This window comes from Streptomyces sp. SM1 (genome assembly GCF_002910825.1).
Lineage (GTDB): Bacteria > Actinomycetota > Actinomycetes > Streptomycetales > Streptomycetaceae > Streptomyces > Streptomyces okerensis.
Genome location: NZ_NEUB01000049.1, coordinates 1 through 10055, shown reverse-complemented (window position 1 = coordinate 10055; position 10055 = coordinate 1). Strand labels below are relative to the sequence as shown.

The following is a 10055-nucleotide window of genomic DNA, read 5'->3' as shown; positions in this document are numbered from 1 at the left end:
TCCGGTTCCCAGGGCGCGCGGAGCGCACCCGGCACACCGGGTGCGCGGGGCCCCCACGGCACGCACGCGCGCCACGACCCGACGGACCGCAGCGGGGCGCGCGCCCTGTTCCTCGAGCTGCGCGTGCTCGAGGACGGCACCGCCGAGTACGCGGAGCTGCGCAACCGGCTGGTGCGCATGCATCTGCCGCTCGTCGAGCATCTCGCGCGCCGCTTCCGCAACCGCGGCGAGCCGCTGGACGACCTGACCCAGGTCGCCACCATCGGTCTGATCAAGTCCGTCGACCGGTTCGACCCGGACCGGGGCGTGGAGTTCTCGACGTACGCCACCCCGACGGTCGTCGGCGAGATCAAGCGGCACTTCCGTGACAAGGGCTGGGCGGTGCGGGTGCCGCGCCGGCTCCAGGAGCTGCGGCTGGCGCTCACCACGGCCACGGCGGAGCTCTCCCAGCTGCACGGCCGCTCCCCCACGGTGCACGAGCTGGCCGAGAAGCTGGCCATCTCCGAGGAGGAGGTCCTGGAGGGCCTGGAGTCCGCCAACGCGTACTCGACGCTGTCCCTGGACGTGCCCGACACCGACGACGAGTCCCCGGCGGTGGCCGACACCCTCGGCGCCGAGGACGAGGCGCTGGAGGGCGTGGAGTACCGGGAGTCGCTCAAGCCGCTGCTGGAGGACCTTCCGCCGCGCGAGAAGCGGATCCTGCTGCTGCGCTTCTTCGGCAACATGACCCAGTCGCAGATCGCGCAGGAGGTCGGCATCTCGCAGATGCACGTCTCCCGGCTGCTGGCCCGCACCCTGGCCCAGCTGCGGGAGAAGCTTCTCGTGGAGGAGTGAACCGGCGTGGTCCCCGGGGCGCCGGGGCGTCGCCGGGGCGCTACTGCCCGGCGTTCCCGGGGCCTCGGATGCCGAGGGCCCGGGTCGTCCCCGGGTTGACCAGCAGGACGAGCGCGGTGACGGCCACGACGGCGAGCACGATCCCGGCGGGGATGGCCACGCCGTCGGACACCAGCAGGTTGTAGGCCACCGGCAGCGCGATGATCTGCGTGATGACCGCGGGGCCCCGGCTCCAGCTCCGCCGCGCGAGCAGCCCCCGTGCGGCGATCAGCGGCAGCAGCGCGAGCAGGACCAGGGTGACTCCGCCGGTGACGGCCTGGCCGCGGTCGTCCGGTTCACCGGTGAGGGCGAGGACCGACATCCACACGCCGACGGCCACCAGCGCCAGCCCTTCCAGGGCGGCCAGCGCCGCGGCGTACGCCGCACGGCGGGCGCCGGCGCCGTCCGGGGAGGTGGTCTCGTCCGGGGCCGTGGTGGGGGTCTGCTCGCTGCTCACCCCTGAAGGGTAGCCCTCGCGGTACGCCCCTCCCGTGGCGAGGTTCACGCCCCCTGTCCCGCCGTGACCGGGCCTCGGTATGGGCCAGGTACCCCTCAGTAGGTACCCTGCACGTCATGCGTGCACTTCTCGTGGTCAATCCGGCGGCAACCACCACAAGTGCGCGCACGCGCGATGTGCTGATCCATGCCCTCGCCAGTGAGATGAAGCTGGAGGCCGTCACCACCGAGTACCGCGGGCACGGGCGCGACCTCGGCCGGCAGGCCGCGGAGAGCGACGACATAGACCTGGTGGTCGCCCTCGGCGGGGACGGCACGGTCAACGAGGTCGTCAACGGTCTGCTGCACGCGGGACCCGATCCGGAGCATCTGCCCGGCCTCGCCGTGGTCCCCGGCGGTTCCACCAATGTCTTCGCCCGCGCCCTGGGACTGCCCAACCAGCCCGTGGAGGCCACCGGCGTCCTGCTGGACGCACTGCGCGAGGGCCGTGAGCGCACGGTGGGCCTGGGGCTGACCTCGGGCACGCCGGGCTCGGAGGACGAGGCCGTGCCGGCCCGCTGGTTCACCTTCAACGCGGGGCTGGGCTTCGACGCCGGTGTGGTCGGCCGGGTGGAGCAGCAGCGGGAGCGCGGCAGGAAGTCCACTCACGCGCTGTACATGCGCCAGGTCGTCCGTCAGCTGCTCGGCGATCCGCACCGCCGGCACGGGGTGATCACCCTGGAGCATCCGGGCGAGGAGCCGGTCACCGATCTGGCACTGTCCATCGTCTCGAACACCTCGCCGTGGACGTTTCTCGGCAATCGTCCGATCTACGCGTCGCCTAAGGCCTCGTTCGATACCGGCCTCGATCTCTTCGGCCTGAGCCGGATGTCCGCCACCGCGGTTGCCCGGTATGGCACGCAGTTGCTCACTTCGTCCCCGGAGCGCGGCCCTCGTGGCAGGCACGCGGTCTCCCGGCACGATCTGACACGCTTCACCTTGCATTCGAAGGTCCCACTGCCCCTCCAGATGGACGGTGACCACCTGGGGCTGCGAACCAGCGTGACGTTCACAGGCGTACGCCGTGCACTGCGTGTGATTGTGTGAGCAGAAAGGGCGAAAGTCCTTTCACTCGAACGTTTAGGCCAGGGTCCACCCCATGGAAGTACGGCTGTGACCTAGTCGACACCGAAGAATCAAAAAAAACTTTTCGGAAGGGGTTGTATCCGCCGCCGAGGTTTGCGAGTCTCTACATGGCGATCGGGACGGCCCGCAACACCGGCCTCAACAGATCACCGGAACCCCTCTTCAAACCCAAGGACCACGCCAGGGAAACCTGACGGTCGGCCCTTCACTTGTTGGGGGATTCGTGAAAGCGTTCACATTCACAAGCACTTGCACGTTATACCAAGGAGAGGTAGCAGCCATGGACTGGCGTCACAACGCCGTTTGCCGCGAGGAAGACCCCGAGCTCTTCTTCCCCATCGGCAACACCGGTCCCGCGCTGCTGCAGATCGAGGAAGCCAAGGCCGTCTGCCGTCGCTGCCCGGTGATCGAGAGCTGCCTCCAGTGGGCGCTCGAGTCCGGTCAGGACTCCGGCGTCTGGGGTGGTCTCAGCGAGGACGAGCGTCGTGCGATGAAGCGCCGCGCCGCCCGCAACCGGGCCCGTCAGGCCTCCGCCTGACACCCCCTGCCGACAGCCTGAGCTTGGCGGCGCGTGTGCCCGACCGGATCACTCCGTAGACGGCGCCCACGCATCTCCCGCCCCCGAGCCGCAGCGCGCGGTTCCCCGAGTGCTCGAACCAACTCGAGCGGGGGAACCACGAGGAACGAGCATCAGCCCCGGACCACTTCCCGGTCCGGGGCCTTTTGCTGTCCCCGGACCCGCCCGGGGACAGCAAAGACCCCGGACCGGGTTCCGTGCGCCCCTACTTGTCCGACTGCACCGGGATGTCGAGGATCACCCTGGTCCCCCGCCCCGGGGCCGGCACCATGTCGAAGGTGCCGCCCAACTCGCCCTCCACCAGGGTCCGTACGATCTGCAGACCGAGGTTGCCCGCGGTGTGCGGGTCGAATCCCTCGGGCAGACCCACCCCGTCGTCCTGGACGGTGACCAGCAGGCGGGTCTCCCTGGAGGTTCCGCCACGGACCGCGGACACCTCGACGGTGCCGGTCTCGCCCTCACCGAAGCCGTGCTCCAGGGCGTTCTGCAGGATCTCGGTCAGCACCATCGACAGCGGGGTGGCGACCTCGGCGTCGAGTATCCCGAAGCGGCCGGAGCGCCGGCCGGTGACCTTGCCCGGAGAGATCTCGGCGACCATGGCGAGGACGCGGTCGGCGATCTCGTCGAACTCCACCCGCTCGTCCAGGTTCTGGGACAGCGTCTCGTGGACGATCGCGATCGACCCCACCCGCCGCACGGCCTCCTCCAGTGCCGCACGGCCGCGTTCGGACCCGATCCGGCGGGCCTGGAGCCGCAGCAGCGCCGCCACCGTCTGGAGGTTGTTCTTCACCCGGTGGTGGATCTCCCGGATGGTCGCGTCCTTGGTGATCAACTCGCGTTCGCGGCGGCGAAGTTCGGTGACGTCGCGCAGCAGGACCAGCGACCCGATGCGGGTGCCCTTCGGCTTGAGCGGGATGGCCCGGAACTGGATCACCCCGTCATGCGCCTCGATCTCGAACTCGCGCGGCGCCCAGCCACTGGCGACCTTGGCCAGCGCCTCGTCCACCGGCCCCTTGGTGGGGGCCAGTTCGGCCGTGGTCCGGCCCAGGTGGTGACCCACCAGGTCGGCGGCGAGACCCATGCGGTGGTAGGCGGACAGGGCGTTCGGCGATGCGTACTGGACGAGACCGTCGGCGTCCAGCCGGATCAGCCCGTCACCGACGCGCGGCGAAGCGTCCATCTCGAGCTGCTGGTTCGCGAACGGGAAGCTGCCGGCCGCGATCATCTGCGCGAGGTCGGAGGCGCTCTGGAGGTAGGTGAGCTCCAGCCGGCTCGGCGTGCGCACGGTGAGCAGGTTGGTGTTGCGGGCGATGACACCGAGGACGCGCCCCTCCCGCCGCACGGGGATGGACTCGACCCGTACGGGGACCTCCTCCCGCCATTCCGGGTCCCCCTCGCGCACGATCCGGCCCTCGTCCAGAGCCGCGTCCAGCATGGGCCGCCGGCCGCGCGGGACGAGGTGGCCGACCATGTCGTCCTGGTAGGAGGTGGGGCCGGTGTTGGGCCGCATCTGGGCGACGGAGACATAGCGGGTGCCGTCGCGGGTGGGGACCCACAGGACCAGGTCGGCGAAGGAGAGGTCGGAGAGCAGCTGCCACTCCGAGACCAGCAGGTGGAGCCACTCGAGGTCGGTGTCGCCGAGGGCGGTGTGCTGGCGTACGAGTTCGTTCATGGAGGGCACGTCTGCGAGCGTACCCGGGGGTGCGCGCGGGCCCTGAGAACACCCGCGGGCCGCGGCGCCTGAGAGGGACCCTCAGCCCTCCCGGCACCGCAGCCCGGAGCAATACCGGCCGGCGGGGTGTGCGGTCCCGGTCGGCCGTGGTCGAGGAGCCGGCGCAGTCAGGGCAGAGAGCTCCGGATCCCCGGTCCGCCTTCCTGTGCGGGGAAGGCAGGCTTGCTGTGTACCGCTACGCATTGTGGACTAGACCACTGTCCCTGTAAATGCGTGGCGCACCGTTCGTTGCGGTCACGAGTCCGTCCGCCCGCGGGCGCAGGCATCCACCGTGCAGCCTAACCCGTACGGCCCCCTCCGGGGGCCGCACGGACGTGGCGGATTCGGCCGGCGGCTCCGGAACTCCGGGGGACGACCCCGCCGCGGACGGCTCCGGCGAGGGGCGGTCGCGCCTGGGAGCGAGCGCACCCCTCTGCTAGATTGATAATTGGTCTAAACCACCTGGTCCCGTCCGTCGGGGCCCGTCCCAGTCGAGTCCCCCTGAAGATCGGCAGGCCCACCGTGGAAGTTGTCATCGTTGCGGACGCCAAGGCGGGCGGCGAACTCATCGCCGAGGCCATGGCACAGCTGCTGCGGCGCAAGCCCGACGCCCTGCTGGGCGTCGCCACCGGCTCCACGCCGCTGCCCGTCTACCAGGCGCTGGCGGGCAAGGTGGACTCCCGGGCCGTCGACACCTCCCGCGCCCGGATCGCCCAGCTCGACGAGTACGTGGGGCTGCCGGCCGACCACCCCGAGTCCTACCGCTCGGTGGTCCGGCGCGAGGTCCTGGAGCCGCTCGGGATCGGGACGGACGCCTTCATGGGCCCCGACGGCGCGGCCGAGGACGTCCAGGGGGCGTGCGAGGCGTACGACCGGGAGCTGGCGGAGGCCGGCGGCGTGGACCTCCAGTTGCTCGGGATCGGGACGGACGGGCACATCGGGTTCAACGAACCGTGCTCCTCGCTCGCCTCGCGCACCCGGATCAAGACGCTGACCGAGCAGACCCGGGCGGACAACGCGCGCTTCTTCGGCGGCGACATCGACCAGGTCCCGCACCACGTCATCACCCAGGGCATCGGCACCATCCTGGAGGCCCGGCACCTGGTCCTGCTGGCCACCGGCGAGGGCAAGGCGGACGCGGTCGCCGCGACCGTCGAGGGCCCGGTGGCGGCGGTGTGCCCGGCGTCCGCGCTGCAGCTGCACCCGCACGCCACGGTGGTCGTCGACGAGGCCGCCGCCGCCGAGCTGAAGCTCGCCGACTACTTCCGCCACACCTACGCGAGCAAGCCGGACTGGCAGGGCATCTGACCGGCGGCCGTGGTCTGGACCAGCCCCCTCCCCAGGGGTATACAAAGGGGATCACGGAGCGCGCGGGGCACACCCCCGCCCTGAGCCGTGCCACGATGTCAGCCGCGGCCGATGGGATGTCGGTCGTTTCGGCACCCGGAGCCGGGAAGGCAGAGCATGAGCACCGACGTCAGCAGTGCGGAGAACGAGGGTGGGACCACGGTCCGTACCGCGCGTGTGCCTAAGTACTACCGGCTGAAGAAACACCTGCTCGACATGACCGAGACGGCGCCGCCCGGTACCCCGGTCCCGCCCGAGCGCACCCTGGCCGCGGAGTTCGACACCTCGCGCACCACCGTGCGCCAGGCACTCCAGGAACTGGTGGTGGAGGGGCGCCTGGAGCGCATCCAGGGCAAGGGCACCTTCGTCGCCAAGCCCAAGGTCTCCCAGGCGCTCCAGCTCACCTCGTACACCGAGGACATGCGCGCCCAGGGTCTGGAGCCCACCTCGCAGCTGCTGGACCTGGGCTATATCACGGCCGACGACCGGCTCGCCGGTCTGCTCGACATCACGACCGGCGGCCGGGTGCTGCGCATCGAGCGGCTGCGCATGGCCAACGCCGAGCCGATGGCCATCGAGACGACCCATCTGAGCGCCAAGCGCTTCCCCGCGCTGCGCCGCAGCCTGACGAAGTACACGTCCCTCTACACCGCCCTCGCCGAGGTGTACGACGTCCATCTCGCTGAGGCCGAGGAGACGATCGAGACGTCCCTGGCCACCCCCCGCGAGGCCGGACTCCTCGGTACCGATGTCGGTCTGCCGATGCTGATGCTCTCCCGCCACTCGCGGGACCGGGACGGACAGCCGGTGGAGTGGGTGCGGTCGGTGTACCGGGGGGACCGGTACAAGTTCGTCGCGCGTCTGAAGCGCCCTCAGGAGTGAACTTCGGGCCACCCCGAAAACCCTACGAAACGGGTGGTTGACAAGAATTTCGTTGCTGTTGCCTCTCGGTTGAGCCGCGCCTGAATACCGCTGTGCCGGCGAGGGGTTACGACCACACCGCGCCCTCACCTAGATTTCCCTGCGCATTGCCGTCGGTGATCAGTGAGGGGACGGAAACCGTCTGATGTCACAAGCCCCGGAAGAAACCAAGGGAGGGCCGGTGGTGACGCCCGTGCGCGTCGTCATCGCCCTCTGTCTCGTCGCACCGTTCGTGGCCATGCTGTGGGTCGGGTCGTACGCGAAGACCGACCCGGTCTTCATCGGCATCCCGTTCTTCTACTGGTACCAGATGCTGTGGGTGCTGATCTCCACCGCGCTGACGGTGGTCGCGTACCAGCTCTGGCAGCGTGACCAGCGCGCCCGCTCGGCCTCGAAGGGCGGTGCGTCGCGGTGAACGACGGCGTCAACGGCGTGGCACTCGCCGTCTTCATCTTCTTCTTCCTGCTCGTCACGGCGATGGGCTTCCTGGCCGCGCGCTGGCGCAGGGCGGCGAACGAGCACAGCCTCGACGAGTGGGGCCTGGGCGGGCGCTCCTTCGGCACCTGGGTCACCTGGTTCCTGCTCGGCGGCGACCTGTACACCGCGTACACCTTCGTGGCCGTACCGGCGGCGATCTACGCGGCGGGCGCGGCCGGCTTCTTCGCCGTGCCGTACACGATCCTGGTGTACCCGCTGATCTTCACCTTCCTGCCCCGTCTGTGGTCGGTGTCGCACAAGCACGGCTATGTGACGACGTCCGACTTCGTGCGCGGCCGGTTCGGCTCGAAGGGGCTGTCGCTGGCCGTCGCGGTCACCGGCATCCTGGCGACGATGCCGTACATCGCGCTCCAGCTGGTCGGCATCCAGGCCGTGCTGGACGTGATGGGCGTCGGCGGCGGCGAGAACACCAACTGGTTCGTCAAGGACCTGCCGCTGCTGATCGCCTTCGGCGTGCTCGCGGCGTACACGTACTCGTCGGGTCTGCGGGCCCCGGCGCTGATCGCGTTCGTCAAGGACACGCTGATCTACATCGTCATCGTGGTGGCGATCATCTACATCCCGGTCAAGCTGGGCGGCTTCGACGAGATCTTCGCCTCCGCGCGAGAGGCGTACAGCGAGACCAACCCGGCCACGGGCGCGCCGCGCGGTTCGCTGGTGCCGAGTGAGGCGGGCCAGTGGACGTACGCCACGCTGGCGCTGGGATCGGCGCTCGCGCTGTTCATGTACCCGCACTCGATCACGGCGACGCTGTCCTCGCGCAGCCGTGAGGTGATCCGCCGCAACACCACGATCCTGCCGCTGTACTCGCTGATGCTGGGGCTGCTGGCGCTGCTCGGCTTCATGGCCATCGCGGCCGGGGTCAAGGTCAGCAACGGCCAGCTGGCGATCCCCCAGCTGTTCGAGAACATGTTCCCGGCCTGGTTCGCGGGCGTGGCCTTCGCGGCGATCGGCATCGGCGCGCTGGTGCCCGCGGCGATCATGTCGATCGCCGCGGCGAACCTGTTCACCCGCAACATCTACAAGGACTTCATCAAGCCGGACGCGACGCCGAGGCAGGAGACCCAGGTCTCCAAGATCGTGTCGCTGCTGGTGAAGGTGGGCGCGCTGGCCTTCGTCCTGACCATGGACAAGACGGTCGCCATCAACTTCCAGCTGCTCGGCGGCATCTGGATCCTGCAGACCTTCCCGGCGCTGGTGGGCGGCCTGTTCACCCGCTGGTTCCACCGCTGGGCGCTGATCGGCGGCTGGGCGGTCGGCATGATCTACGGCACGGTCGCCGCGTACGGGGTGGCCTCGCCGACGCAGAAGCACTTCGGCGGGTCCGCGAAGGAGATTCCCGGCATCGGCGAGATCGGCTACATCGGTCTCACCGCCTTCGTGCTCAACATCGTGGTCACGGTCGTGCTGACCTTCGTCATGCGGGCCCTCAAGGCGCCCGAGGGCCTCGACCAGACCAGGCCGGAGGACTACACGGCGGACGCGGGCGACCCCGGCGTCAAGGCGGAGCTCCCGCCGGCCACCGCGGGCAGCGCCCACTGACACCGCGGGCACCCGGGGTGACGGGCCGCCGGAGAAATCCGGCGGCCCGTCGTCGTACCCGTGCGGCACACTCACGGCATGGACATCGTCATCCGGCCGGTGGATCCCGGCGAGTACACGGAACTCGGTGAGATAACCGCCCAGGCCTATCTGCTGGACGGGCTGCTGGACTTCGGGGAGAGCGACGGATACCTCGGCGAGCTCCGGGACGTGGCGAAGCGTGCCGCGGCCGCCGAGGTGCTGGTCGCCGTGGAGCGCGGGGCGGTGCTCGGCGGGGTGACCTTCGTACCGGGCCCCGGTGCGATGGCCGACCTGGCGGAGCCGGGCGAGACGGAGATCCGGATGCTCGCGGTGGCCCGCGCGGGCCGGGGGCGGGGCGCCGGTGAGGCCCTGGTGCGCGCCTGCGTCGACCGGGCACGGGCGATCGAGGGGTGCCGGCGGATCGTACTGTCGAGCCAGCGCACCATGCGCTCCGCCCACCGGATCTACGAACGGCTCGGCTTCACCCGTACTCCCGAGCGGGACTGGAACCCGCTGCCGGAGCTGGACGACATCATGCTCATCACCTACGCGTTGACGCTCTGACACCAGCACGACACAACATATGGGGCTGCCGGCGGCGCCCGGCACAAGATGTATGCTCATGCTCGCTGTCGCCGCAGGGGAATCCGGTGTGAATCCGGAACTGTCCCGCAACGGTGTACCCATGCCCGCGCACGCTGAGGTGCGCGGCGGAGTCAGTCCGAGGACCTGCCGACAGTGCGCCCGGCCGTACGGCCCGGGTGCTCCGACGTCCGGGCCTCGCGGAATGGGCCGGTGGACGCGACGCCGCGTGCGCGCGTGTACTGCCCCCTGCGCTCTTCGAGGCCCCCGTGCCGAGCGAGGGAGAGCCCCACGTGACCATCGCGCCAGCCGATCCGGCTTCAGCGACCGACGTGCCCCGGGTGAGCGACGGTCCCGGTGCCGCGCTGCTGCGGACCCTGACCGAGCTGACCGCCGACCTGC

At 70.2% G+C, this 10055-nt stretch carries 10 protein-coding genes and 1 riboswitch; of the genes, 8 read left to right on the top strand and 2 right to left on the bottom strand.

What is annotated here, in order from left to right; all coding sequences use genetic code 11:
- Positions 1 to 834 (top strand): RNA polymerase sigma factor SigF (locus B9S61_RS01040; protein WP_103540482.1); only part of this gene is annotated, 834 nt, incomplete at its 5' end.
- A 40-nt stretch (positions 835 to 874) separates the two neighbouring features.
- On the opposite strand, the gene B9S61_RS01035 is transcribed toward B9S61_RS01040, so the two are convergent.
- Positions 875 to 1330 (bottom strand): hypothetical protein, encoded by a 456-nt coding sequence (locus tag B9S61_RS01035; protein ID WP_103540481.1) that lies wholly within the window; start codon positions 1328 to 1330, stop codon positions 875 to 877.
- Between the two features lie 116 nt (positions 1331 to 1446).
- Between B9S61_RS01035 and B9S61_RS01030 the strand changes: the two genes are divergently transcribed.
- Both B9S61_RS01030 and B9S61_RS01025 read left to right on the top strand, forming a co-directional pair.
- Positions 1447 to 2415: a diacylglycerol kinase family protein gene (locus tag B9S61_RS01030; protein ID WP_103540480.1), complete on the top strand. Its 969-nt coding sequence runs from the start codon at positions 1447 to 1449 to the stop codon at positions 2413 to 2415.
- Between the two features lie 319 nt (positions 2416 to 2734).
- Entirely contained in the window at positions 2735 to 2992 is a 258-nt protein-coding gene (locus B9S61_RS01025) for a WhiB family transcriptional regulator (RefSeq protein ID WP_030219886.1), read from the top strand.
- Positions 2993 to 3236: 244 nt separating this feature from the next.
- Here the strand turns inward: B9S61_RS01025 and B9S61_RS01020 are convergent, their stop codons facing one another.
- On the bottom strand, positions 3237 to 4712 hold the full coding sequence (locus B9S61_RS01020; RefSeq protein WP_103540479.1) for a sensor histidine kinase: 1476 nt from the start codon (positions 4710 to 4712) through the stop codon (positions 3237 to 3239).
- A 552-nt stretch (positions 4713 to 5264) separates the two neighbouring features.
- On the opposite strand from B9S61_RS01020, the gene nagB reads away from it, so the two are divergent.
- From nagB to B9S61_RS00995, 5 genes are all read left to right on the top strand, one after another.
- On the top strand, positions 5265 to 6050 hold the full coding sequence (gene nagB / locus B9S61_RS01015; protein ID WP_103540478.1) for a glucosamine-6-phosphate deaminase: 786 nt from the start codon (positions 5265 to 5267) through the stop codon (positions 6048 to 6050).
- Between the two features lie 156 nt (positions 6051 to 6206).
- On the top strand, positions 6207 to 6971 hold the full coding sequence (locus B9S61_RS01010; RefSeq protein WP_103540477.1) for a GntR family transcriptional regulator: 765 nt from the start codon (positions 6207 to 6209) through the stop codon (positions 6969 to 6971).
- A 184-nt stretch (positions 6972 to 7155) separates the two neighbouring features.
- A complete protein-coding gene (locus B9S61_RS01005; RefSeq protein ID WP_103540476.1) occupies positions 7156 to 7425 on the top strand; it encodes a DUF3311 domain-containing protein in 270 nt (89 codons plus the stop codon).
- Positions 7422 to 9050: a monocarboxylate uptake permease MctP gene (gene mctP / locus B9S61_RS01000; protein WP_103540475.1), complete on the top strand. Its 1629-nt coding sequence runs from the start codon at positions 7422 to 7424 to the stop codon at positions 9048 to 9050. Before B9S61_RS01005 ends, mctP begins: the two co-directional genes overlap by 4 nt.
- Before the next feature lie 78 nt (positions 9051 to 9128).
- Positions 9129 to 9635, top strand: a complete 507-nt coding sequence (locus tag B9S61_RS00995) for a GNAT family N-acetyltransferase (RefSeq protein WP_103540483.1) — start codon at positions 9129 to 9131, stop codon at positions 9633 to 9635.
- Between the two features lie 12 nt (positions 9636 to 9647).
- Positions 9648 to 9823, top strand: a riboswitch (cobalamin riboswitch).
- Positions 9824 to 10055 lie beyond the last annotated feature (232 nt).

Bases quoted from the DNA above. Each gene is read 5' to 3' on its own strand.
- B9S61_RS00995 (WP_103540483.1), top strand. From the start codon at position 9,129: ATGGACATCGTCATCCGGCCGGTGGATCCCGGCGAGTACACGGAACTC.
- B9S61_RS01010 (WP_103540477.1), top strand. From the start codon at position 6,207: ATGAGCACCGACGTCAGCAGTGCGGAGAACGAGGGTGGGACCACGGTC.
- B9S61_RS01030 (WP_103540480.1), top strand. From the start codon at position 1,447: ATGCGTGCACTTCTCGTGGTCAATCCGGCGGCAACCACCACAAGTGCG.
- B9S61_RS01005 (WP_103540476.1), top strand. From the start codon at position 7,156: ATGTCACAAGCCCCGGAAGAAACCAAGGGAGGGCCGGTGGTGACGCCC.
- B9S61_RS01025 (WP_030219886.1), top strand. From the start codon at position 2,735: ATGGACTGGCGTCACAACGCCGTTTGCCGCGAGGAAGACCCCGAGCTC.